The sequence below is a fragment of the Amycolatopsis sp. NPDC104775 genome, from assembly GCF_055583325.1.
On record NZ_JBVJOE010000002.1, the window covers coordinates 1,176,611 to 1,201,716 of the forward strand.

14 protein-coding genes are annotated in these 25,106 nt (G+C 67.1%); 11 read left to right on the forward strand and 3 right to left on the reverse strand.

Features of this window, described 5'->3' with window-relative positions:
* Positions 1–545: 545 nt before the first annotated feature.
* A complete protein-coding gene (locus tag ACZ63D_RS14135) occupies positions 546–1,817 on the reverse strand; it encodes a vanadium-dependent haloperoxidase (protein WP_465354697.1) in 1,272 nt (423 codons plus the stop codon).
* Positions 1,818–1,930: 113 nt separating this feature from the next.
* Here ACZ63D_RS14135 and ACZ63D_RS14140 point away from each other — a divergent pair, with 113 nt between their 5' ends.
* The 5 genes from ACZ63D_RS14140 to ACZ63D_RS14160 are packed head-to-tail and all read left to right on the forward strand — an operon-like array spanning position 1,931 to position 4,941.
* Positions 1,931–2,512 (forward strand): RNA polymerase sigma factor, encoded by a 582-nt coding sequence (locus tag ACZ63D_RS14140; RefSeq protein ID WP_465354698.1) that lies wholly within the window; start codon positions 1,931–1,933, stop codon positions 2,510–2,512.
* A complete protein-coding gene (locus ACZ63D_RS14145) occupies positions 2,509–3,189 on the forward strand; it encodes a QcrA and Rieske domain-containing protein (protein WP_465354699.1) in 681 nt (226 codons plus the stop codon). Before ACZ63D_RS14140 ends, ACZ63D_RS14145 begins: the two co-directional genes overlap by 4 nt.
* A gap of 38 nt (positions 3,190–3,227) precedes the next feature.
* A complete protein-coding gene (locus tag ACZ63D_RS14150; RefSeq protein ID WP_465354700.1) occupies positions 3,228–3,632 on the forward strand; it encodes a cupredoxin domain-containing protein in 405 nt (134 codons plus the stop codon).
* On the forward strand, positions 3,629–4,567 hold the full coding sequence (locus ACZ63D_RS14155; RefSeq protein WP_465354701.1) for a metallophosphoesterase family protein: 939 nt from the start codon (positions 3,629–3,631) through the stop codon (positions 4,565–4,567). The genes ACZ63D_RS14150 and ACZ63D_RS14155 overlap by 4 nt, the downstream gene beginning before the upstream one ends.
* The gene (locus tag ACZ63D_RS14160) at positions 4,564–4,941 is read left to right on the forward strand and encodes a hypothetical protein (protein WP_465354702.1); all 378 of its coding nucleotides are present in this window, start codon (positions 4,564–4,566) and stop codon (positions 4,939–4,941) included. Before ACZ63D_RS14155 ends, ACZ63D_RS14160 begins: the two co-directional genes overlap by 4 nt.
* 863 nt (positions 4,942–5,804) lie before the next feature.
* On the opposite strand, the gene ACZ63D_RS14165 is transcribed toward ACZ63D_RS14160, so the two are convergent.
* Positions 5,805–8,900: an RICIN domain-containing protein gene (locus ACZ63D_RS14165; protein WP_465354703.1), complete on the reverse strand. Its 3,096-nt coding sequence runs from the start codon at positions 8,898–8,900 to the stop codon at positions 5,805–5,807.
* Between the two features lie 445 nt (positions 8,901–9,345).
* Between ACZ63D_RS14165 and ACZ63D_RS14170 the strand changes: the two genes are divergently transcribed.
* The 6 genes from ACZ63D_RS14170 to ACZ63D_RS14195 all read left to right on the forward strand — a co-directional run bounded on the left by ACZ63D_RS14170 (position 9,346) and on the right by ACZ63D_RS14195 (position 23,758).
* Positions 9,346–10,230 carry a hypothetical protein gene (locus ACZ63D_RS14170; RefSeq protein WP_465354704.1) on the forward strand — a complete coding sequence of 295 codons (885 nt, stop codon included), beginning with the start codon at positions 9,346–9,348 and terminating at the stop codon, positions 10,228–10,230.
* 154 nt (positions 10,231–10,384) lie between these two features.
* Positions 10,385–14,620: a DNA/RNA non-specific endonuclease gene (locus ACZ63D_RS14175; protein ID WP_465354705.1), complete on the forward strand. Its 4,236-nt coding sequence runs from the start codon at positions 10,385–10,387 to the stop codon at positions 14,618–14,620.
* A gap of 43 nt (positions 14,621–14,663) precedes the next feature.
* The gene (locus tag ACZ63D_RS14180) at positions 14,664–15,257 is read left to right on the forward strand and encodes an SMI1/KNR4 family protein (RefSeq protein WP_465354706.1); all 594 of its coding nucleotides are present in this window, start codon (positions 14,664–14,666) and stop codon (positions 15,255–15,257) included.
* 1,001 nt (positions 15,258–16,258) lie between these two features.
* The gene (locus ACZ63D_RS14185; RefSeq protein WP_465354707.1) at positions 16,259–17,434 is read left to right on the forward strand and encodes a hypothetical protein; all 1,176 of its coding nucleotides are present in this window, start codon (positions 16,259–16,261) and stop codon (positions 17,432–17,434) included.
* Positions 17,431–22,113: a hypothetical protein gene (locus ACZ63D_RS14190; protein ID WP_465354708.1), complete on the forward strand. Its 4,683-nt coding sequence runs from the start codon at positions 17,431–17,433 to the stop codon at positions 22,111–22,113. Before ACZ63D_RS14185 ends, ACZ63D_RS14190 begins: the two co-directional genes overlap by 4 nt.
* Positions 22,114–23,182: 1,069 nt before the next feature.
* Complete coding sequence (locus ACZ63D_RS14195; protein WP_465354709.1) at positions 23,183–23,758, forward strand: TetR/AcrR family transcriptional regulator; 576 nt, start codon at positions 23,183–23,185, stop codon at positions 23,756–23,758.
* 13 nt (positions 23,759–23,771) lie between these two features.
* Here the strand turns inward: ACZ63D_RS14195 and ACZ63D_RS14200 are convergent, their stop codons facing one another.
* The gene (locus tag ACZ63D_RS14200) at positions 23,772–24,878 is read right to left on the reverse strand and encodes an alpha/beta hydrolase (protein WP_465354710.1); all 1,107 of its coding nucleotides are present in this window, start codon (positions 24,876–24,878) and stop codon (positions 23,772–23,774) included.
* Positions 24,879–25,106: the final 228 nt, after the last annotated feature.

Below are 25,106 nucleotides of genomic sequence, written 5' to 3' on the forward strand. Positions count from 1 at the left end.
GGTGTCAGCTGCTGGTGTCGTGTGGTCGAGGTTCAGGGCTCGCCTCGGGCTCGCAAATGCCGGGTCGTGCCGCGTGATACCGGTGTGTGGGTAGCGCCCTTGGACGCGTCGGCGGTCGATTTGACGGTGAAGGCGTTGCTCGTGGTGGTTCGGCGGCTGGTGGTGTCCGAAGCTGGCTCGGCGAGTGTGCAGCGGGCAAGGCGGTTGCCGGTGGGTGCGAGCGCGGTGACGTTGGCGTTGCATGTGGCTGAGCGGTCGATTGCCGGAGACTGGCCGAGTGTCACCGCGGCGGCGCTACCAACCTCGCCAGCACCGGACATCTGGCGGCCTGCTCCGGCATCGCCCCCTCACCCATGTCTCCGGCGCCAGTGTCAAAGGCGAACACCCCGCCCGGATCGGCGAACCGCAACCATCACTGCCCACCAGCCTCTCTCCCGGTTGCTCTCCTTCGTGGGCGAGTGGGCTGCAGCCCATCCTCGCCTTGGCACCGGCGTCGTCGGCATACACCTCCGCCTCTTCGGTTCGCGGATCCTCATCCGCGAAAGTCAGGAACGCAGGACGAACTCGGCGACGTCGAGACCAAGCTGACGCCCAGCGTCGTGATCAAGCCGGGAGTGCACGCCCGCGGGGATGCGGCTCAACCCCGCTTCGTCGGCCGCGTCCTGGAATGTGCTGAACCGCCGGACCACGCCCGGCGTCGCCTCGGACGTCACCTCCAGCGCCCATCGCGGCCCGTACTCCTGGCGCAGGACCCGTGCGCCCGCCTGCGAAATCACGCTGTGCGCGCCGGGGTACGCCGGGTCCGCCGGGGTGGTGGCGAGGCTCGACCAGTCCGGAATCCCTTCGGTCGCCGGGTTTCCGTCGTCGGCGGCGAGGCGGACCGCGGTGATCGGCCGCCAAATCCGGTAGTGGTATTTCGCTTCGTAGAACGCGATCACGGCGTCGGCGAAGGTCAGGTTCAGCCGTGCGAACACCCGCGCCGCGACGAGCAGGCTGCTGTGTGAGCCGCCGACGACCGATTGCGTGATTTCGTTCCAGTAGTTCCAGATCGGGGCCGCCCAGAACCGCGCCTGCACGGTCTGGTCCGCGGTGCGGGTAGTGCTCTTGTCCCGGCCCGTCGCGGCGACCTCGTTCAGCGCTCTCGCGTACCGGGCGCTGTCCAGCGCGGGGTATGGGCAGGGCCGGAACTGCCCGGCCCAGTCGAGCACGAACGGCGTCACGGCGGGCCAGTGGGTGAACACCGCGGGCGCGAACGCGGGCGGCGTCGGCCGGTACTGCCCGGGGGCCGTGCCCGGCGTCAACACCGGCGGGGTCGCCGCGGAGCCGTCGTCCGCGCGCAGGCCGAGCAGCAACCGGGCCACCAGCCGCCCGGCTCGCACTCCGCGGTCGCGTGCGGCCGGCGGTATGCCGGTCAGTTGCCCGGTCAGCAGGCTCGCGAATTCGGCGGACCGGGTGGGGTAGAGCGCGGTCAGGACGTCGTGTGCGGCCTGCGCCGCTGCCGCCTCCGGTGCCGCGAGGCCTCGGACATCGAGGGTGAATAGGTAGGGATGCCCGTTGCCGGTCGTCGCGACGACGGCGTCGTGCATCGCCGCGTGCAGCAGCGCGAAGCTGCGCGTCGGGTGCACGGTCGCAGGCTGGAGGCCGGGCGTGCGCACGATCGCCAGCAGTTCGCGGTTCCAGGCGAGGACGACGTCCGCGCCGCCTGGCCGGATGGGCGTCGCCGCGGCGGCGGGCCTCGGCAGGCCGGTGGTGGCGAGCACGGCAGCGGCCGCCCCGCTGGTGACGAGCAGTTGCCGGCGTGACATCGATGTGGTCATTTCGCTCCCCGGGTCGTCGGAAATTCCGCCCAGGGATACGGTCTTTGGTTACGGCGTAACCCCGGTTCGTATCCCTGTAGTGGTGGGAAGAACCGGTGGGGAGAAGGCGGGCGGTGCCGGTGGCACAGCGGTTCCGGCGCAGACGCGCCGAACAGGACGAAGCGGGCGCGGCGCCTCGCACGCGGCTGCACGCGGTCGGCGCGGACGTCTACCCGGACTGGGAGGCGGTCTACCGCGACAACGTCGACCGCGTGTTCCGGCTGATGTTCTCGAAGGTCGGCAACCGGCCCGACGCGGAGGACCTCACCACGGAGGTCTTCCTGACGGCGTTGCGGCCGCTGCGAGTATCGGCGAGCGTGGGCGAGGTCCGGGCATACTTGCTGGCCACCGCGCGAACGGTGCTCGCCGGGCATTGGCGGCGCACGCTCGGCCGGGAGATCACCGCACTGGACGAGGAGCGCGACATCGCCGCGTTCGAAGCGGACACCGTGGACCCGGGCGTGCTCGCCCGCGCCGAGGCGATCCTCGCGCAGCTGCCCGAACGCTACGGCCGGATCCTGCGCCTGCGGTTCCTGCAGGCATGCTCGTTGAAGGAGGCGGCGGCCGAGCTGGGCACCACCGTCGGCAACGCGAAGGTGTTGCAGCACCGCGCGTTGCGCCAGGCGGCCCAGCTGGCGGAAGGGATGGAGACGTGAGCACTCGAGGCGTCCGCCGGTTCGTCAAGGACCTCCTGCGCCGACGCAGGCCGCGCCCGTTCGAGGCCGGTCCCGGCGACGAGGCCGAGCTGCGGACCGCGGTGCTGCTGCGCGCCGCCCGCCCCGGTGGTGCGGCGGCGAGCGAGGAGTTCGTCGCCGCGCTGCACCGCCGGCTCGCCCAGGAATTGCGCGAACCGGAGCCCGTGCGAGGCGGCAACCGGCGCCGGTTCATCCAGGTGTCCTCGGCCGCCGCGGTGGCGGCCGCGGCGGGCGCGGGCGTCGAATACCTGGTGACGTCCGGGGCCGAACCGGCCGCCGCGCCCCCGGAAGAGAAGACCCTGCGGCCCGAGAACGGCCAATGGCGAGCCGTTGCCGCGGCCCGCGACCTGCCCGAAGGCGCCGTACTGCCGTTCGACTTCGGGGCTGTCGCCGGGTTCGTGCAGCGTTCCGGTGGGCAAGTGCGCGCTGTTTCGGCGACGTGCACGCACCTCGGCTGCCGCCTGAACCTGGACGCGCCGGCCCGACGGCTGAACTGCCCCTGCCACCGGACGTCGTTCGCCGTCGACGGCGCGGTCCTCACGCACCAGCTCCCGGTGACCCCGCCGCCGCTGCCGCATCTGGTGGTGCGCGAGTCCGGCGGCGTCGTCGAGGTCCTGGTGCCGGCCGAGGGAGCGTAACCCCCGCGCGTATCCCTGGTATGAGGAAATCCGTTGGGGTGAAACACTTCCTGCTTATCATCGCGGCCGCGCTGGCGTTGACGGCCTGCGCTGCCTCGCCTCCCGCCACGCCGCCTCCCGCGGCACCGATGACGTCGATGCCCGGGATGACGCAGTCGCCGGCACCGACCGCGACCGCCAACTCGACGGCGAATGCCGTGGCCATCAAGGACTTCGCGTTCGCGCCCGCCGCGACGACAGTGAAGAAGGGCACCACCGTCACCTGGACCAACCAGGACCAGGACGCGCATACGGTCACCAGCACGGGATCCGGTGGCCCGCTGCGGTCGCCAACCCTCCAAACTGGACAGTCCTATCAGTACACCTTCAGCACGCCCGGGACTTTCGAGTACCTGTGCACCATCCACCCGTTCATGACGGCGACCGTGACGGTGACCCCGTGACCGAAGACGACCACGGCCCCGAAGGCATGACCCGCCGCCAGCTCCTACGCCACACGGCATGGTTCGGCGCCGCGGTGGTCCTGACCGTCACCGGTGGCGAAGTCATCAGCCGAATCGCCGCGCCGGGCGACGCAGCCGCCGACGGCGACCCGAACGCGCTGCGTTTCGTCCAGATCAGCGACAGCCACCTCGGCTTCACCGGGCCCGCGAACACCGCCGTCGAGTCGTCGTTTTCCGAGGCCATCACGCAGATCAACGCGCTCGGCTACCGCCCGGACTTCGTCATGCACACGGGCGACCTGACGCACCTTTCGACGCCCGCGCAGTTCGACCAGGTCAAGCAGATGATGAGCACCCTCAACACCGGGCACGTGTCCACGGTGCCCGGCGAGCACGACTCGATCGACGACGCCGGCCAGAAGTACCGCAAGGCGTTCGGCGCGGGCACGGCGGGCGACGGCTGGTACAGCTTCGACGTCAAGGGCGTCCACTTCATCGCGCTGGTCAACACGCTGGGCCTGGAAAAGCTCGGCCACCTGGGCACAGACCAGCTGGAGTTCGTGCGTAAGGACGTAGCGAAGCTCGGTTCGGACACGCCGATCGTGGTGTTCAGCCACGTCCCGCTGTTCGCGATGTACCCGACGTGGGGCTGGGGAACCGACGACGCGACCCAGGCGCTCTCCTACCTGCGGCGGTTCTCGTCGGTGACCTGCCTCAACGGTCACGTGCACCAGCTTTTCACGAAGACGGAAGGCAACATCACCTTCCACAGCGCGACGACGACCGCGTACCCGTTGCCCCAGCCGGGATCGCGACCGGCGCCGACGCCAGTGACGCTGCCCGCGGGCAAGCTCAAGGACGCGCTCGGCATCCGCGAGGTGACCTACCGCGCGGGCGGGCCGGGCCTGGCGGTGAAGGACGTGAAGCTGGCATGAACACCGCCCTCCGCCTCGCGACGGCGATATGCCTCGCGGCGAGCGGCTATCTCCACGCGCAGCTTTACGTCGGCGGCTATCGCGTGATCCCGGTGATCGGGCCGTCTTTCCTGGTTCAGGCTTCCGCGGCGTTCGCAGTGGCCGTACTGGTCGCCCTGGGCGGTCCATTCTTACTGCGGCTGGCGGCTGCCGCGCTGGCTGCGGGTGCCTTGGCGGGCTTTGTGCTTTCGCGGACGACCGGGTTATTCGGCTTTTCCGAACGGGGTTTTCAGCCCGCGCCGGAGGCTTTGCTGAGCGTCTTGGCGGAAGTTGCGGTGCTCGTCCTGGTCGCGGTTACCTTTTACCGGATGCGCACGCCGACAGCCCACCCCTGAACTCCGGCGGCGCATCGCGAGCAGCGGGCCTGTGGTGTGCCGCCGGTTCACGGCCTCGCGACGGGCATCTGCTTCGTGGTCGCCGAACTGGTCGAGGGCAGTCGCGTGGACCGGTGCCGATGCTGCGTCGCACGATCTCTCGCGTGCCGTGCCCGCGCTGCCATCGCCGACCCATCCGCGCCTTTTCGGTACATCGATGATCTGACCCCGGGCTTTCGCGCAGGGAAGCGCTTTCGCGGGTCACTCCGGTTGCTGGTGTCTCCGCGGAGTTCGCCCGCGATTTCCCGTATCGCGACGGGACATAGCACGGCTCGCGTGGGGAGAACGGCCCGATCGAGGCGATCGTGGAGGCGATCGCGGGATCACCCGCGCTCGCGAGGGAGAACGCGCCGAACACTTGCGAGTTGCGGAACGCTTGGGGACCACCCCCCGCTCGCGCGAGGAAAACGCGGCCGCGATTCCGGCGGTGATGCCGCCCGCAGGACTACCCTCGCTCGCGCGGGGAAGACTCTTCGTGAATTGGGTTATACCTGGCACCGGGCGCGTTCTCGCTCACTTTCTTCTGGCGATTGAGTTGGTCCTCCGTGCTAGTCGGCGTGGTGGAGAGGGCTGGGTTGGTCTTCAAAGGGCGGGGGTGGGATCTCTGGGTGATGAGTTGTCGGTGTGTTCAGCGCGGTGATGGGGACAGTCAGACCCGGAGGAAGGTGTCCTTCAGCGTAAAGGCCGGTCGGGGCGAGCAGTGCCGGTGCGGAGACCCGTTTGCGCTCGTACGCGTAAAGCGCGCTGTCGGCCGGACTTTGCATGAACGACGAGAGCCGGTCGCCGCGCAGTGGCGGCGACCGGCTCATCGCGGTGCTGTGCGGTTAGACGGTGATGATGGTCCATTGCTGGTTGGGGTGCACAAGGTCCATCCATTGCTGGACGAGTGTCGCGTTCCCCGTCTGGTTTCCTGCGGCTTCGATGACTTTGCCGGAGGCGACGTTGCGGAGTGCGACGGCGCTGCCGGGCGCGGTGGTGATTTCCCATTGCTGGGGTGCGCCGTAGTGGCAGGTGTACTGGGCGATGTTCGCGCCGTTGTCCGCGCCCGCGGCGTAGAGGTCGAGGCACTTGCCGGAGTTGCGGTTCTGCAGGGCGTATTTGCTGCCGCCGAGGTCGACGACGTCCCAGATCTGCTTGGGCGCGGAGGGGAAGCAGTCCCAGAGCTCGGCTCCGGCGAAGTCTGCCTTGGCGCCGTCGCCGACTCCGGCGATCTGGATGCAGCGGCCGGACTGGACCCCCTTGAATTCGACGGCCTTGGCGGTGACGGCGACGAGGGAGTAGGCGATGGTGAGGCTGCTTTCGCTGCTGTAGTCGATCCGTCCGCCGGCGAAGGTGTTGCGTCGGCCCTTAGGCAGGGGCAGTTCGTCGCTGGTCGGGAAGCCCAGGAAGGACTTCTCCGCGCCGAGCGAGAGCCACTTGAGCCGGATGTCGCCGTAGACGGCGTGTGCTCCGGTGGCGGGGGACCAGTAGATCGAGGCTCCGTTGCTGAGGGTGATGAATTCGCCCTTGCCGTCGGCGGTCTTGGCGGTGTCGGCGACGGGGTAACCGAGGATTCCGGTTTCCTTGCCGAATTCCGCGTATTTGGCTCCGATGGCTCCGTAGACGGCCATGGCTCCGCCGGCGGGGGTGTAGTAGATGGATCCGCCGTCGAAGCGCTGGACGAGGCCGCCGTTGGAGCCGAATGGGGTGGCTTCGGTGACGGGGTTGCCCAGTGGGCCGCTTTCGTAGTTCAGCGCGGCGTATTTCTTGTGGATCTCCCCGGTCACGACGCGCGTTGCGGCTTGTGCGGGGAGGTAGTAGATCGACGCGGTGGTGAAGTGGTTGTAGAGGGCTCCGCCGGTGGGAGAGGCGGTTTCGTCGGTCGTCGGGTAGCCGAAGGCCGGTTGCCAGCGGTTGGCGATCTCGCCGTGGAACTCGTGTGCTCCGCTCTGCGCGCTCCACGCGATGTGCAGCATGGCTTTGTCGGCCGGGCGGAGCACGTTGAGCGCCTGGCCTTTGGTTCCGACGAGGTCGAAGTCGTACTGGTCGTACACGGTTTGCTGGAGCAGCGTGTTCCCGAAGACGGCGAGAAGCTTGTCGAGCACCGGTCCGTTGTAGACGACCCCGACCGTGGCGCGTCCGTTGTCGCGGGTCAGGTAGATGCGCCCCTTCTCGTAGGGGCGGTAACCGGTGACGTCGGCGGTGAGGACCGGATCCCCGGCCGGCTTGCCGAGCTTGGCCTGGATCTGCTTGTCGGCGTTGTAGTGCCGGTCGAAGGGCGTGGGCGCTTGCGGGACCTCGACGAACCAGGACGCGGGGGTCTCAATGCTGCGGAGCGTGGAGACACCGGGAACGTAGAGCCAGGCGTCGGGCGCGCTCGCGGGGCTGATGACGATCGTCCGGGTGCTGTCCTTGGCGTACTTGACGCACCAGGTCGATTCGTTCCGGAAACCGGGGCTGCCGTCCGTCGGGGCGACGTCCACGTCCGCGTGGTCGCCCGAGGCGGGCCTCTGCCAGTGCAGGTAGGAATTGGGCCGGACGGTCGACTCGAACGAGAAACAGCTCGGGTCGCCCAGGCCCGGGGTGACGTTCCAGGTCATCTCCTGGTGAGTGCCCGGGGTCCATTTGGCGAGTGCGGCGGTGCCGCCGGTGTCGGACAGGTAAGTGTCCGAGTCGGGCCGGACGTCGGTGCGGATCGTCTGGCGCTGGTGCAGGTGCTGGCCGGTGGCGACGAACTTGGTCCGGTCGAGGGGCTGCCCGGCCAGTGCCGCGTCGGCAGCGGCGACAAGGTCGGGATGGACGAGGCTCTTGGCAGCCCGGGTCCGGATCTCGGTGATGGCGGTGATGTTCGCGTCGTCCGCCTTCTTCATCTCCTTGTCGGAGTCGCGTTGGGCGGCGGCTTGCGCGCCGGTGTCGACGTAGGCTTTCCAGTCGGCCGGGTTGGTGCTGAGGAACGCTTCGTAGGCGGCGACGTAGACCTCACTGTCCTTGGGCGCGCGTTTGAGGACTTCGCGCAGGAAGTTCTGGTCGGGCAGTTTGGCCAGGTCGTCGTCGACGGTGATGCTGATCTTCAGCGCGTAGGAAGCCGCGGTGACCCTGGCTTGGCGGGCTTTCGCTTCGGCCTTTTGCGCTTCGTCGCGGGTGGTGTCCTCGTCGATCAGGCGCTTGGTGTCCTTGTCGTGCTCGGTGATGATGCCGTCGGTGAGGAAACGCCACTGGTCCTCGGCGCTGCCTTTCAGCGCGGCGCGGGCGGCGGCCTTGACGGCGGTGTCCTTGTGGTCGTCGGCTTTGAGGTCGAGCAGGACGATGAAGTCGTAGACGGTCTTGTCCAGGTCGGTGTTGGTGACGGCGACACTGATCACCTTGGCGGCTCTGGCTTTCGCTTCGCGTTCTTTACTCTGCGCTTCGCGGCGGTCGGTGTCGATCTTCTGGTCGACGGCGTTGGCGGCGGCCATTCCGGTCTTGATGTAGGCGGTGGCGGCGTCGTCGCCGGCGATGATCGCGTCGATCGCGCGTTCGCGCACGGTCTGGTGCAAAGGCTCGAGCGGGCGCGGCTTGTCCAGGTCGGCGGCGGCCCGGTACATCGCTGCGACGAAGTCGCGGTCGGACAGGATCAACAGCTCGGGCCCGGCCACGATGCCCAGCAACGCGGCCGCGTTGCCCTTTTCCACCTCCGAGGACTGCGCTGCCGGTGCCGGGTCTTTGGCCGGTGCCGAGGTCAGGTCGCCGCCGACGGCGAGGCGGGCGTCCGGGCCGCCGTTGGACGCTTTGGGCGCGGGCGTGCCCTCGGCTGCCGCGCTGGGAGGGTGCGGGGCTGCGGCCGCGGTGATCGGAGCCGCGGTGGCGAGGACGCCTGCGACGAGAGCGACGGCGGCCGCGCGGGCGAGATTCTCGCGCGGCCGCCTTGAGCGCGGAGCGGATAACGAATCAGAACGTGTCACGAAACTCCCCCTGCCAGGATAAATGGCGCACAAGAAATGCGCGCGTGAACGCGCGCTAAAAAGAATGCTCGACGCCTCCGGATAAACGGAGCGAGGCGGGTAATCACACCTTTACCGAGAGTGTGATCGGTCTAGACCACAGCGGCGTTACCTGCTGTGACGGTCGTCACATACACTCTTTCGAGATGCCGTTTTCCTGCCATTGTTCTCACGTTCGGGTGATCCTGGGTTGAGGGGAAGCGAGGGGGACTCGGTGTTTTCACGTGCTCTTGCCGCCGGTGCGGCGGTCGTGACATTGCTGGCAACCGTGAATGTTGAGGATTCCGCTGCGAATCCGTTGACTGGCAGCGGAATTCAAGTTTTCCGGATTTCGGGGATCGAGGATTCGACCTGGTATCCGATGGTCAGGCAGATTGCTCTGTACAACTCCGAGATATTAGTCCGAGTGGCGGCATGGAATGCGATTCGGTCGCCCGAGGGGGAGGCCGCGCTGAAGGCGTTCGTGCTGACCGGGTTCGCGGAGGCCCGGCAGCGGTCTCAGCAGAATGCGGCCCGCAACCGGGATTTCGCGCAGCGGGTGCTGGTTTCCTACAGCGCGGCGTACTCACCGCGGGTGCACGAGGCCGCTGACCGGGCGCTGCGCGGCACGGACGCGGACCGGGAAGCCTTCGCCCGCACGGGTTTCGCCGAGGCCAGGGCATTGGACACGCAGGCCCGCGAAGCCGACGAGGCGCATCGGCAGGAGATCGCGCAGGCCGACCGGGACTTCGTGGCATCGCTGGCGCAGAACGACCCGGGCGAACAGGTCCGGCTCGCGGCGCAGCACGCGCTGCGCCAGGGCAGCACGGACGCCGACATCCGGGAGTTCTACGCGACCGACTGGATGGCCGCGGCGGAACTGGACGTCGAGTTCTTCCGGCAGCGCAGCCAGGAAGCGGGAGCGCGCTACTACGCGCTCATCCCCGGTCTGCTGGCCGATGCGCGGGAAGCTGAGCAGGAAGCGCTCGCCGCCAGCGGCGCGGCCGCGGAGCAGGCTCGCGCCGTTGCCGCCCGGGCGTGGGCAACGACCAAGGACAAAGCCGAATCCGCTCGCACGGCATGGGACGCCGAGCAGCGGCTGTGCGCCGAGCAGGCTCGGCATTGGCAGTCCGTCGTGGACCGCTACGCCGGGAAGACCGACCCGGTCTGGGCCTCGGTCACCGCGTCCGCGAACAAGAACCGCACTGCCTGGTCCAGCGAAGACTCGTTCGCGACCGGGCAGACCGTGCACTGGACCGACATCTCGGGCCAGGCCCAGGCGGGTTTCGACCGGATGTCGAAACCCGCCTGAACCCGTTCTCCGCTGATCTTCCGCGGCTCCGCCGGGGCGGTGCCGTGCGCTCTGTTCTGTCGACGAGGGGTGCGTTGCTGTGCGCAAACTGTCCAGAAGACCGAGAAGACACGCCGCGGTGATCTCCGGATGGCATCGGGGCCTCGTCGTCGCGATGACATCCGCTCTGTTGGCCGTGACCGCGGGGGAAGGCGAGAACGCCGTTGCCGCGTCGGCGGCAACGGCGGTTCACGGGCAGTGGCAGCCGCCGGACAAGAAGCCTCCGGCCGTCGCCGCGCATGCGGCCGCGGGGGAGCTGGATCCCGAGGACGCTGCGCTGATCAAGCAGATGCAGCGGGACTTGGTCACCGACATCGCCGATCATGACGAGGACCAGGAGGTCCGCGATGCCGCGCGGGAGACTCTGCGCCGCACGGACGCCGGCGACGCGGGTGCGATCGACGAGTTCTTCGCGCACGGCAACATGGATGCCAGAGCCAAGGCCAGGAAACGGAAAGCCGATGCGGACGCGGCCAACCGTGCGCTGATCGAACCGCTGGCCGGACAGGGCGGCCCGGCGTTCAACGCCGCCGTGGAACGGGCGCTGAAGGGAGACGCCCGCGCCCGGGAGAACTTCCTCGCCTACGAGCGCGACATCGCCGCGGAAGAGGACCGCCGGAACAACGCCTACGACCAGGAGTACAAGTCCCGGCGTCGCGGATACGTGCAGATGGTCGCCGACCTCGGCGGACCGGAAGTCTCCGCCGCGGCGAAAGCGGCTTTAGCGCAAGGGGATGCAGCGATCGAGCAGTTCTTCGCGACCGGGTATCTCGAGGCCGCCAAACGCGACGCGGATGCGCGCGAGAAGCATCTGGCGGATTTGGAGCGGCAGCGCAAGGAGGCTGAGGCCGCGTCCGATCTCGCGCAGCGCACGGCGCGGGCGATGACCGCGCGCCGGTACCTGCTCTCCGCCCACGCCGACGGCGTCCGCGCGCTGGAACGGGCTGCGAACGACATGACCGCCGCCGCGAACACCTCACGCGACATCGCGAAAACCCTCGCGGCCGACCAGGCCGGCCACAGCTACCACCCGGAGCTGTACCAACGGGCGAAGGACGAGGTCGCCCGTCACGTCGCCAACGCGGCCACCGATGCCCAGAACGCTCAGGCCGCCGCGGGCGCGGCGGTGGCGCAGGCGAACATCCTGGTGCAGAACGGGATGCCGCACGGTTCGGAATGGGCGAAGGTCGTGCAGTCGATGGGCGCGTCCGCGACCGCTGCGAAACAAGCAGCGGACACCGCTTCGCACGCCGTGGACGCGATCGCCGCCGACGCGGCGGCCACGGACGCTTCGGAGAAGGCCAAGGCGCACGAGGAAAACGCTCGCCAGTGGCGTGCCAACGCCGAGGTGAACGCGGCCGCGGCCCGGCAGTTGGCCCAAGCCGCCGCCGACCAGGCCGCCGCCGCGGCCACTGCAGCCGCTCGGGCCAAGCAGTCCCACGCCGACGCGCTCGCCGCCCTGCACCAGGCGCAGCAGCACGCGCAGAACGTCAAGGATTCCCGCGCCGCCGCCGAACGCGAACGCGACACCGCCGCGACCAAACGCGCCGAAGCCGAATCCAACCGGCAGCAGGCCGCAGCGAAGCGCGCCGAAGCCGAGGCCAAGCAGCGCGAAGCCGCCCAGCAACGCGACGTCGCGTTGCGCGAAGCCAACGTCGCCGCCCAGAAACGCCGCGAAGCCGAAGGACAGGCCGATATCGCCGCACAGAAACGCGGTGATGCCCAGCACCAGGAACAGATCGCTGCCGACCGGAGCAAGGACGCCCGACGCCAGGAAAAGACCGCCCACGACGCCGACGCCGACGCGCAAACCCAGGAAACCAACGCGCACCAGGCCCGCGACTACGCCGCCGAGGTCGGGAAATCGGCGGAGACCCTCAAGCGTAAGGCCGAAGTCCTCGAAGCCCTTGCGCAAAAGGCGCAGGGCATGGTCGAAGTCGCCCAGGGCGACAAAGACCGTGCCTGGAACGCCGCGCACCAGGCCCGCGCCGACGCCGACCAAGCCGCCGCAGCCGCGAGGCAAGCACGGTCGGACGCCGACGCCGCCGGCACCGCCGCCGCGAACGCCCGTAGCGCGGCGATCCAGGCGAACTTCGCGGCCAGCAACTCCCGTGCCGCTGCCGACCGCGCCCAGGCCGCGGCCTCCCAGGCCCGTGCTGCCGCTGACGACGCGGAAGCTGCGGCCGAACGGGCCCGTGTCGCCGCCACCGAAGCGCAGGCCGCTGCCGCGCGGGCGGACCAAGACGCCACGCGCGCTGAATCCGAGGCCGCGCTTGTCCACCAGGCGGCGATGCGCGCCAACGCCGCCGCCGCCGACGCCACCGCTGCGGAAGCCCGGGCTGCGCAGAATGCCCGCAACGCTGCCGACCTGGCCCAGCAGACGGCGGTCAAGTCCGCCCAGGCGCTAGAGGCCGCGCAGCGCACCCAGGACGAAGCCAACGCCTCCGCTGTGGAGGCATCGACCGCCGCGCTGCAAGCGGGCATCGCCACCCGTGCCGCCAGCGCGGCGGTGCAGTCCGCGTCCGGCATCGCCAACCCGGCCGACTCCGCGATCGGGATGGCCGCGCCGTTCGCCGGCACCGATGTCGACGCCGACTTCGCGCAGAACGTCGCCAACCGGGCTCGCGACACCGGCGCCAGCCAGGTCGACGCCGCCCAGGCCGCGGCCAACGACGCCGCCGAACGCGCCCGTATCGCCGCCGAAGCCGCGAAAAACGCCGCCGGCGAAGTCGCCCCCGCCTACCAAGCAGCCGCCGACGCCGCCAACTCGGCCTCCGCCGCCGCACGATCCGCCGCCGACGCCCAGGCTTCCGCCGCCGAGGCCGCCAAGGAAGCCGCCGGGGCCCGTCAAGCCGCCGCCGACGCCAATGTTGTCGACACCCAGGCCCAGGCCGACGCCCAAGCCGCCCGCGTCGCCGCGAACCAGGCCGCCGCCGACGCCGCGCTGGCCGGGCTGTCTGCTGACCAGGCCGAAGCCGACGCCCGCGCCGCCCGCACCGCCGCGGACAACGCCACCCGGGCCGCCAACGAAGCCTCCGCTGCCGCTACCCGCGCCGCCAACGACGCCGCCGCGGCGCAACAGGCGGCAGCGCAAGCCGCCAAGGATGCCGAGGCCGCGCGTGCGGCAGCCGACCGGGCGGAGCAGCACGCCAAGGACGCCAACGACGCGGCCACCAACGCCGAGAACTACGCCCGCGACGCCGAAACTCGCGCGAAGAACGCCGCCAACGACGCCAAGGACATCCAAGCCGAACTCGCCAAACTCCAGGAGGAGTTGCGCAAGGCCGACGAGGAGGAGCAGCGCAAGGCCGCGGAAGAGGCGATCAACGACGACAGCGAGGTCCCCGCGCTCACCGCGGACGAGGAAACCGTCCTCCGCAAGGAGAAGGGCCAGCAAGGAGTCGACGACTACAACAACAACCGCGTCAAGGCCAACGCCGGCCTCATGGGGTTCATCACCGAACAAGGCGGGCAGGTCCTGCTCGACCTCATCGGCTACACCGACGCGAAGAAGTGTTTCACCGAAGGCGACTTCATCGCCTGCATCATGACCGTTGTCAACGCCTTGCCCCTGTTCAAGTTCATCTCCGTCCTCTCCAAGATTCCCGACGCCGTCTCGGCCACCGTCCGCATCGTCAAGGGCATCCGGTCGTTCAAGGACGCCGTCGTCGCCGCCCGACGCATCACCACCAACCTCCGCAACTATGTCCGCGGCCTCATCAAATGCCGCGCACCCGCACTAGCCGGTGGTGGGGGAGAGACTTGCACCGTCGTCGACAAAGAAGCAGAACTCAACAAACCCGCCCCCAGAGTCGACCCCGCACCCGGAATCCGGCTCGACCCCACCAAAGACAAGAAGAAGCTCGACGACTGCGCCAACGGCACCATGAAGCCCGATGATCCCAAGAACGGGGACATGGAACCCTTCACCTACCTCGGCGACCCGGCGCTACGAGCGACCAGCGGAATCGTCTGCGCCACCAGACTCACCAAGGACGACAGAGACCGGCCGCAGCCGGCCGGATACAACAGCAACATCTTCCACGCCGGTCACCTTGTGCCCGCCCGGCTCAGCGGACCGAACGTGATCGAGAATATGGTCAACGAGTACCACCAGGTCAACCTGTCCGACGTCAAGAGGGTCGAGAACGCCGCCGCCCGGGCCCTGAAGTACAAGACCGACACCGAGATCATCTACCGTGTGTGGGTCCAGTACCCGAGCAGGACCGCGTGGGCGCCGCAGTGGGTCTTCATCGACGTCATCGGCAACAACGGCTACCGTTGTCAAGCCACCATCGAAAACATCAAAGACGGTCATTCTCCGAACAACGATGTCAAGTTCTGCTACTGATAGCCGACCAGTACGTCCGTCCGAGTGAGCCAACGAGGATCTTATGAGTTCAGCAGACCCATTGCCGGCGGTCGACGAGATCGCGCGAATCGCACGATGGTACGGCCAGGTCAATCCTGGTCGCGCCTGGTCCACGGTCGAACAGGACATCGGCACAGTGCTGCCGGATGATTACAAAGAACTGCTGAACCGATTCCCGTCGGGTACGTACCGAAACGTGATCACGGTAGTGAATCCGATCGACAGGCGGACGGACTACGCCGATTTTATTCGAGAAGAGATTCACGGAATTCTTGAAATTCTCAGAGACGACGATCTCGAATACCTTGAAGACACGAGCTACCGGGTTTTTCCTGAGCCGGGAGGGCTCCTGCCTTGGGGGCACGACGGCCAGGGCGGCATGCTCTGCTGGATCACCGAGCCGTCCGACCCCAACCGATGGCGCGTTACCTACTACAGCCAAGGGGGCGGCTTCTGGCGCGAACATCCCGGGCCGATGACAAAGGTCATCGCGGAAGTGCTGACTGGTCGCGAAAACATTTTCCGATGGGCGCTCGACGGCGAACCGGCTGTGTTTCGCGTGCCGTCCACGCTTCTCGCGGACGGCCAGTGGCTGCCCGATCCTGAGTATCGATAACTTCACGACTCTAACGGTCAGAACCAGCAGCCCGGCGAAGACTGATCTCGACTGCGCGGCAGGGCTGTGCGGATGCGTCGTAGGCGGGGCCCCGAACTTCGACGAGGACATCCCACCGCAAGCGGACGAACGAGCAATCATTGAGCGCGCTCTTGGCTCAGCCTCGGAGAGAAGGAGCCGCTCATCGTGCGGCTCACCAGAAGCCGATATCCGCCGACACCTTGCGCGCACCCGGCTCGGGGTGGGGCCGCTCGGCCCTGTACGTGCCGAGAAATGCGTCCGTACAGGTCAAGGGTCATCGGCGGGTGACCGCTCGCGGTCCGGCATGATCGCGTCTCGTGCTGGTTCGCTTCGTCTATCTTGCCGTTGTCCATGTGTTCGCGGTGTTGCGGCTACTGTCGATGGCCGACCGGGAGAAGGCCGTTGAGATACTCGCCCTGCGCCGCCAACTGACCATCTTGCAACGACAGCTCGGTGATCAGCGCCCCCGACTTCGGCCAGAGGACAAGATGTTCCTTGCCGCGTTGCTGGTGCCGCTGTCCCCCGGGGGGGGGGCGTCGGCTCCGGCTCTTAGTCACCCCGGACACGGTGCTGAGTTGGCATCGCGACCTGGTGAAACATCGTCACGCCCGCGTGAGCGTGAACCGAGGGGCCTGGGCGTCCGCGTACTCTCGCCTCGGTCCGCCGCTTCGTCCTCCGTCTGGCGGCCGAGAACCCCTCGTGGGGCTACCGGCGCATCCACGGTGAACTCGCCGTTCACCGCGCGGACCGGCCTGCAAACGAATACTTGCTGTTATGCAGCACCATTTTCGTGGACTCGCGCCATTTTCGCGATGCGAAAAGAACGGCAAAAGCCGCCGAGGTATGGCAAACGGCGGGCCGGCCGCCGCATCGCGTGGCTGCGGTCGCCGCGAGGGTGAAGAGATCATGGCTCGTAACAGCTGGCATGCACTGGCCGACTCCCTTCTTGCTGCAGGATCGATGCACTGGGAGTGAGCCATATGAGGGTCGTGTTCGTGCACGGAACTGGGGTACGCAAGCCCGCGTACGACGTGACATTCGACGAGGTGCGCGCTGGCCTTGAGCGCATCCGTCCTGGGTCCGTGCTCACCAGCTGTTACTGGGGCGATGCGCATGGCGCTCGGCTCGAAGCAGGCGGCGTAACGATCCCGACCTCCACTACGCGCGGGATGACAGACGGAGACGAACCCGATTTTGCTCTCTGGTGGGCGCTTCAGAACGACCCGCTGTTCGAACTGAGGATGATGGCGTCGCCCGGCTCGGGTGGCAGAGGCGGCCTAGATTTACCTCCGTCCGAAAGAACGACCGGGGAGCGACTTGCGCACGCTGCCCGGAGTCTGCCCGGCGATCGCCTCGCGGCGCTCCTGTCTGAAGCTGGGCTCTCCGACGCGTTCGCTGAGGCAGTCGGCACTGTGCTCGGCGACAATGTGTGCATGTCCGCGCTCCAGCGAGCTGACGAGCCAGGTGTGGCGGTCGGCCCCCCTCTGGCCCGGGCGATCGTCGCGCAAGCCGTCACCGCCACCGCGGTCGACGGGCCCTCCCTCGACGGTGACACGCGGGACGAGCTAGTTCGCGCCGTTGTCGACGCATTGGGCGAGGCTGGACGCGGGCTGGGAGCCGAAGCTGGCAAGCTAGTGGTGAACCTCGCGATGCGCGCCGGAGGCAGCCGATTCGTCGATCGCAAGCGATCCGCTTGGTCGGAGGCTGCAACGCCGATGGCTGGCGACGTAGTGAAGTACTTAGCCCGCGGGCAGGGCCTCCGTGATTTCATCGCCGACCGGGTTGTTGCGACGCAAGGCCCAGTAATTCTGCTCGCCCACAGCCTCGGCGGCATCGCGGCAGTGGAGCTCCTCGCGATGCGCGTGCTTCCCCAGGTCACATTGCTGGTCACTGTCGGCACGCAGGCCGCTTTGCTCTACGAGCTGGACGCATTGCCCCAATTGCCCTACGGGCGGCCGCTGCCGCCTACCTTTCCGCAGTGGGTCAACATCTTCGATCATCGCGATCTGCTGGCCTACCGCGGCAGCGGAGTCTTTCCCAATAGGGTGACCGATCATCGGGTCGACAACCGGACTCCGTTTCCCGGCTCGCACACGTCCTATTTTTGCCGGAAGAACAGCCGCTTCTACCGCTTGCTCGACGAGGTGCTGCCGTGATCGGCCGTCCGGACCGGACGGTCGCCGTCGTGGTGGGGATCGAAGAGTACGTGGCGGGCGAACTTTGGCGCCTCGACGGTCCGGTGCCTGACGCGTGCCGCTTCGTCGACTGGCTGCTCGACCAGGGCGTGCCACCCAAGAACATCACGCTGCTGAGCGCGCCGATCGAAGCCAACCGTCATCTGGTCGAGAAAGAGAAAGCGAAAGGCGTCGAAGCTGTCGCTGCGAGCGGCGAGACGATCCGAAATCGGTTCGCGACCAGGCTCCCTAAAGAGAACAGCGACTTGCTATTCATTCAGTGGGGTGGGCATGGCGTGGTTGACGACCACGGAATCAGGCGGTTGATCTATCCGGAAGCTGTCACCCATGACCGGCGTAACTTGAACCTCACCAGCCTCTTGGCGGCAATGCGGACTAACGCATATTCCGGACACCCTCGCCAACATGTGGTGATCGATTCCTGTCTGACGTACGCGAAGACGATGGGTTGGGAGGCGGGACTGCCCGACGAGGGATTCGTTCGGGCCGACGAGACCTTCCGTGATCAACGAGTGCTGTTCGCAGCGAGCGACGGTGAGAGGGCGGGAAACTCGGACACCCGGCAGACCGGCCAGTTCTCAGAAGTCGTCCTTGAGGCGCTGCATGCTTACGGCGGGAACACTTGGCCGGTTGACTTTGACTCCGTGCGCGACGCAGTCAACGCCAGGTTCAGGGAACTGCAAGCAACAGGAGATGCTCGCCAAACTCCCAGTCACATATGGTTTAAGGCAGGCAGCGACGAGGACGAGACGTTGGTCTTCTCGGGCACGCCCGCGTCACAGGCGATGCCCGACACGAGTCGCCCGCCGTGGTTGCGGCCTCTTCCCACGGAACGGCCCAAGCTCTATGTGGGCCGGGGCAGAGAGCTCGAGACCGCACGCTCGTTTGTTTCAGCGGGCAAGGTGATCTCCGTCGTCGGCCCTGAGCATATGGGGAAGAAGACTTTCATCAACCGGCTGCTGACGGACGACAGCTTCGCCCGCTTGCTGCCGCACGACCGGCCTTGGGCGTACTTGGGACTGGATGTACCAGGCGGCGGAAGCCAGTTTCCGGTTTCCCGCCGCTTGGCGAGCCTGATCAAAGCAGACTTGTTCACGGTCGAGGACTTCGACGACATCGGTTCGACGACAAAGAAGATTCAGTTCGCCTTGAGCATCCTTCCCGGCGCGGTCGGCCCGCGGGACTTGGTGACTGTGATCGACTGCGCGCGGTTCGGGGAGGACGTTGCCGACCTCGAGGCTGACCTCGATCAGGTTCTGGCCAATTCGGCGTTCGGCCGGTCGGTAGTGCTGATCGCGAGCACAACGGAACTGGACGTCGACGGCGAGCGGCAGTTGCGCCGCATGCCACCGGTAGAGCTTCGAGCCCTGACCGAAGTAGAGGCAGCCGAACTGCTGACGGCCGAACTCGGAAAGTACAACATCAAGACCCATGCGCGGGAGGTTATCGGCTCGGCTAACGACCCGCGCGTGCTCCGGCCGCCAATTCTGCTGTTCGGCGTCGACGCGTACACCCAGAGGCATCCGCACCTCGCAGAGCACGCCGCGGATCCAGATGAGTTGGCCCTGGATTTGCTGGACGCGTGCCGAGCCACCGTGACCGCGGAGTTGGAGGCTACCGGATGCGTGCTGGTAGACAGCGACAATGCTCCGTCTGCGCTAGCCCCGCTGATGATTTGGTCGCTCACGCGGGGAGATGGTCTGAGCAAAAAGGCATTCGAGGACGCGGGCCTCAACCGAGATTTGTTCGAGCGGCTGGTCGACCAAAGCGTGCTTGTCGAATTGCGGCCATCTGGCGACGGGCAATACGAGTTGAGCCCCGCGACGCGTGAAGCTCTCAGGAACCTGCTTCTCGTCGCTTTCGGCGGACGCGCAAAGAAGAGACTGCGACCAGGGGAAACGCGTGCGCTCGGACCAGCCGCCTCGGACGTCACGGTGCTCGACGCGGCACTGGCCCGGACGGCGCTCGCGCTCTTCGACAGCGAATTCTCGCGTGTCTCGGAGTACGACAGCGACGAAGCACGCCTTTCTCTCTTGTATGCAGTCGAATGTGCGGTGGGCTGGCTGAAGCAGCACGTCCCGGTCAAGGCGCCGAAGTTGATGCGCCAGCTTGAGCAGCTTGCTAATTCGGCAGATATGGAAGCACTGGTGCTGCCAGTCGACCCGGCCGGAACCTTCGAAGAAGAGGCGCAAACAGACTCAGACCTGATGTCGCCGAGCGCCAGGCTCTACCGTGTGGTCTCCAGCCTCAACGTGCGGATGCGAGAACAGCCGACGGCAGCGGCAACACAGAGCTTTGTCAGCGTATGCGAGCAGGCGGCGGCGGTGTTGAGAGAGCAGGGACCGGACCTGACATCCCAGATGATTCGTGCGCTCGACAGTGCGATGTACTTCGGCGGAAGACGCTTCAATTGCCACCGAGAGCTCCTACCGATCCGGCTTGAACTTGCCAGTACATTGCACGAGAACGCGGCGCGCATCGCAAAAGGAAGGACGGGCCGGATCGCGGCGACAACCTCGTGGTTCTTGAACACTGCCGAGGTCCAGTTGAACGAGCACCAGGCCACGAGCGCTCGGTCGAGTGCCGCGGCGGCGTTCGATCTGATCGCGATGTTGCCTGAACCGATCACCACTGTTGGCCTGGCCAACCGGCTATGGCTCGGCGCTCGCGCGGCGAACACGGTCGCGCGGCTGGCCCGCGACGAACAAGAACGGATCGACGCTCTGCACGAGGCGATGTTCCTGAACAAACGCGGATTGGAAGAGTGCGCGCCAACCATGGCACTCCGATATCTTTGGTCTAAGCGTTATCTGAATGCTGCCAGGAACCACGCGCTCGAACTCCGAAATGACCAGGATCGAGCCGACGCTGCGGACTCGGCGCTTGGCGTGCTGACTTTCCACCACGGGGTTTCGGAGGCCTGGTCACTGGCTATGTGCCGCGCGGTGGCACGCTTTCTGAAGGCCGTCGCGCGGCACCAGGCCGACCCTTCGCTGCGGCTTGACGGAGCGAACTCCGTCGTGAGCCTGCTGCGAGCGCACCATCAGGCCATTCTCGCGCAGTCGGCAAATGGCGACTCCGGCGCTCTGCTTGACCTGGCCGAGGCGGTCGCGTTCAAAGCCGCTGTCCTTCGGGAGAACGATCATGCGCGGCGGGCCGTAGCGGAAGCACGAGAGGCGGAGCGGTACGCCGCGCGAGCAGTGGCAGAATGTGCAAGCGCCGACGGATACCGCGTGTGGCTGGAATGCCTACGTGCACTCGACGATCTGGCCATAGTCAGACGAAGTGACCAGAAGCCTTCGGCAATGCGGCGTCAGGTCTTGAGCAAGGCCAAGCAGTGGCTGAGAAACGAAGACTTCCTGAGCCCCAGGAATGCGGCCTTGGCGCGTCTATGCATCGTGGAGCAATGGCGTCAGGACGGGCGTGGTCTCCGAGGCGTTGTTCAAATGAGCGGGCTCGACGACAACAAGAGGAAGCTGGAGCAGTTGCTCCGTATCTACCGAGACCGGTCGCGTGTCCTGGATGGCCACGAAAAGCGTTACGGTCCGACCGTCGAGACAACATTGCTGCGTACAGATCTCGAGCGAGAGTACTGGCAAACAAGGCCCGCCTATGAACATCATCTAGACGCGGCAAGTACGGGGAAGCACTGCGACAAGGTGCTGGGCATCCTCGATCGGGCGGATGAGCTATGGCCTCACGACACCAGAATCGCTTTTGCTCGCGCGCGATTCCAACGATATCTGTGGAATTACGCCGCAGCGGCCGAAATTTTTGAAGGAGTGATCCTCACTGCACGAAACGGCGAGCACCGGCGTCAAGCCCAGCTTGAGGTCGCGGAGGTGCTCCTCGCGATGGCCCGCTACGGCGGAACCGACGGTGTTTCCGTCGAATCCGTCATGCGCAGGGCAGTTGATCATCTCGCTGAGCCGCTCAGTCACGAGTTCAACCCGAAACGTGTGGTCGTCCTGTACGACCGTATTCTCCTGGAAGCTGGCGGCGAACTCGACTGGAGCCCGATCGACAAAGAATTCCATGACAAGATCGGTGACGACTACGCGGCGAGCATCGGTCAGTATCTTAACCGGCGTCGGCTCCAGTCGGAAGACGCCGACGGCGGATCCGCCGGAGACGGCGAGATCGGCGACAATTTAATCAACACCACCGATAACCTGGCTAAGCTGCTTGACGAACATTTCACCGAAATCGACCTTATTGAAGGCATTGGGCAACTCTACCTGCGGCACTCTGAGCTCCTGTCAGCTGTTGCCGGTCGTTCGGAAACGATCGAGGACTTGGACGCGATGGCGCGAGCAGTCAGATCCGCGCGGCGTGCCTACGATTGTTTCGACGCATGCCGGATCCTGATGGATTTTGTGTACTCAGACGAGCTCTCGGTGAACAAGTTCCGCCGCGCGGAAGCGATCAGGCGAGCAGCGTTGATCGCCGGGACGGCCGATCCGTTTCCGTGGCCGCCGGAGAAGAAGTCGAGCTGGCTCAAGGTCGCGGTAGATCTCTACCAGTCGGTGGCGGCACGTTCGGTCGGAAAATTCGGCGAGTTAGCAAAGGGGAGAGCAGGCGAATCGCATAGGCTCCTGAACGAACTGACAGCCATGATGTCGACCCAAGATCAGGCATAGGTGGTCTGGGCGGTTCCGATGACGCTGTACTCGTCGCTGAGCGGTAGCTGAGCCGGGGCTTCGCAGCCGAGGCCGGTCCATTTCTGCCGGGCGGCGGCCCGGCAACTGTTTCCTCCGGGTAATCATCAAATCTGGGATTGCATACGACGCGAGTTACGTCGGTGTTGTCCGCGATCGGTGAGGTTCGTTCATGGTGACACCGGCGGGTCAGGAACGCTGCGTGAGAGGCATTCATCGTTCAGGAAAGCGCGGTGCCAGGGCAACCGTGTGTGCCGTCTGATAAGGGCAATGGCCTGATTGCCGATTCATCGTCGCATGGGCAACGTTGTAGGACGGCGGGTCCCGCTGCGCGGGCCAAAACCTTACACTGGGCAGAAGTTTGCTCTGGTCCGGCCCGCGCCGGTCTGCTGATGCGGACCAGCGCGCACCAGCCGTATTAACTCGAGGGCGGTGAGAAGCTTGTTGAGTGCGGCCTTTTCGGTTGTGGGGTTGGGACTGGTCGCTCGCAACTGGCATCGGATCGGTTGCCCATGCGCTCGGACCTCGAGCCGGGACCCTCGTGTGTACGGCCGCGCTGCTTGCGTGCGCCGCGGCGGGACTCTTCAGCCGGCCCATCCGCAGGATCGCCCGACCGGCAGGTCGGGTTGCGCGTTCTTGATGGTCTGTCCTAGAGGGCATCGTCTGAACAAGGACAGCGGACGATGGTGCTCGCGCACAAGCATCCCGAGGACCGCGACCCCGTCGAGGAAACCTCGCGACCGTCGCCCGCAGCGCATCGCCGTTCTTCTGCCGCCACCGCATCGTCGACACCGCGGGACACGTGCACCGCGTGCTCGTCGTCGCCGACCGCCTCTACGACAGCACCGGCACCGGCGTTGGCACCTTCGGCTAGGCGGATGGCAGATTCAGTCCAGGTGCGCAGGCTGGCCGATCATGCGGGGCAGCGGCTGCACGTCGAATGGCGACCTTGCCAGAGTGTCCGGGTGCGGTCGTGCCGGGTCGAGATCGTCTGTGGTGCCGTGTCCCTTTACAGTGGGCTTCCAGCGTGACCGATTTGAGCAGGTAGGGGATGCCGCGTAACCGACGCCCGCAGGACCGGGAGGAGAAGCGCGGCGAGATCGTCGCCGCGGCCGCCCGGTTGTTCGTGGAGGAAGGCTACGGCCCCACGACGGTGGCGCGGATCGGGCGGGAGGCGGGGGTGACCTCCAATACCGTCTACTGGTACTTCAAGGACAAGGACGAGGTACTGGTCGCTGTTCTGGACGCGCTGTTCGCACAGTTTCTGTCCGGTGTGGCGGAACGCTCGGCCGAACCGCCGGTCGAGCAGTTGCTGTGGGCAGTGAGCGAGTTGCGGCGGGTCGACCGGCTGATCACGACGGTGCACGCCAGGGTCGCGGCCTCGGAGTCGCTGCGGGCATGGCACGACGGCTTCCACTCGCAGGTGGAGGCGATCCTGCGGTGGCATCTGGCCGCGTTGGGCGTGCCGGAAACCGAGCAGGACGCGATGACCCGGATCGGGGTGTTCGTTGTCGAAGGGATGTTGACGCACGCGGGCGACGCCGCGGGCGATCGCGCCGTCGTCGAGACGTTGGTGCGCAGTGCCCGCGGCATCGTCGCCGTGCCGGACTCTCCTGACCGCAGGTGACGCGGCGGGGCGGCTACCGGCCCGCCGCGGCCGCGAACCGGGCGGCGAGGAACCGGATCTGGTCTGCGACGGCACGCTCGAACAGGTCGCCGACGTAGATGTCGAAGTGGTCACCGTCGTAGTGGTTGACCTGGACGTGGTCCTGCCCGCCCGCAAGGCGGGCCGTGGTGCGCGCAGGGGCGGCGCGGTCGTCGTCGCACACGCACACCAGGGTCGCGGCGGCGATCTTGCGGATGTCCTTGCCCGGCCGGTAGAGCGGCAACCGCAACGCGAGCCGGGCCGCGATCGCGTTGGCACTGTCGCCGCGACCGTCCGGGCCCGTCATGACGCCCCAGATCGAGTCGCGGCCGACAGCGGTGTCGGCGGGGCGGAACGGCGGCCCACCGGTCTCGACGGTCGGTGACAGCCCATTGCCCACGGCCGGGAGGCGGGCGAGGACCGCGGCGGTACGAGGCGAGAGCCGAGACCCCGCGGGCATCAGCTTGGATGCCGCGGCGATCGCGGTCGGCGACACCAGGAAGGCGGGCATCCACCACGCCCCGACCACCGGAGCCAGCACCGGCTTCGCGCCGAATACCGACCCGGCGACATCGAACAGGGCGGCGATGACGAGCCCGGCCATGCTCGCCGGGCTGGACCGGAACCGGGAGAGCAACGACGCCGGGCCGTCGGTGAACGGGCACTGGGCCACCACGGCGGCCACGCCGTGGTCCTCGCTCGCGATCCGCAGCGCGTGCCCGCCGCCGAACGAGGTCCCCCACACCGCGATCCGGCCCTGGTCGACCTCCGGCAGGGACCGGCCGTAGGCCAGTGCCGCCCGCCAGTCGTCGAGCTGGTCGCCGATGTCGAGCAACTGACGAGGAGATCCCTCGCTGGCGCCCAGGTACCGGTAGTCGAACACCAGCACCATCCACCCCTGCGCGGCGAACCGTTCCGCGAACGCGTCCAACCGCCACTCCCGCACCGCGCCCAAGCCGTGCGCCATGACCACCAACGGCCGAGGCCCGCTTTCCCCTGCGGGCGAGTACAGCCACGCAGCGCACTGCACGCCGCCGGACTCGAACCACACGTCCCGCCGCATCGGCGCGGTGTGGCTGTCCTTCTCCGCCGAAGTCTCCATCGCCCACCTTGCTCAGCTCACCTGTGGCTCTTGACTATCAATCAAGAGCTAGTGGCGCGAAGGCTAGGTCTCTCTTGATTGGAAGTCAAGAAACGAGTCCTGCTGCTGCGTCGCCGTTGCCTATCGGCACCGCGGCGGAGCCCCTTTCTCGACGTCCAGAGCGGCCCTGGTGCGCTGTCCAGGCGGGTTGGCCAGGGCAGGACGAGGTCGTCCGTGATCCGCGTCGCG

What these genes read in the sequence shown, in the direction of transcription:
- ACZ63D_RS14200 (WP_465354710.1), bottom strand. Translation starts at nt 24,878, where the DNA reads ATGGAGACTTCGGCGGAGAAGGACAGCCACACCGCGCCGATGCGGCGG.
- ACZ63D_RS14180 (WP_465354706.1), top strand. Translation starts at nt 14,664, where the DNA reads ATGAGTTCAGCAGACCCATTGCCGGCGGTCGACGAGATCGCGCGAATC.
- ACZ63D_RS14135 (WP_465354697.1), bottom strand. Translation starts at nt 1,817, where the DNA reads ATGACCACATCGATGTCACGCCGGCAACTGCTCGTCACCAGCGGGGCG.
- ACZ63D_RS14185 (WP_465354707.1), top strand. Translation starts at nt 16,259, where the DNA reads ATGAGGGTCGTGTTCGTGCACGGAACTGGGGTACGCAAGCCCGCGTAC.
- ACZ63D_RS14195 (WP_465354709.1), top strand. Translation starts at nt 23,183, where the DNA reads ATGCCGCGTAACCGACGCCCGCAGGACCGGGAGGAGAAGCGCGGCGAG.
- ACZ63D_RS14175 (WP_465354705.1), top strand. Translation starts at nt 10,385, where the DNA reads ATGACATCCGCTCTGTTGGCCGTGACCGCGGGGGAAGGCGAGAACGCC.
- ACZ63D_RS14160 (WP_465354702.1), top strand. Translation starts at nt 4,564, where the DNA reads ATGAACACCGCCCTCCGCCTCGCGACGGCGATATGCCTCGCGGCGAGC.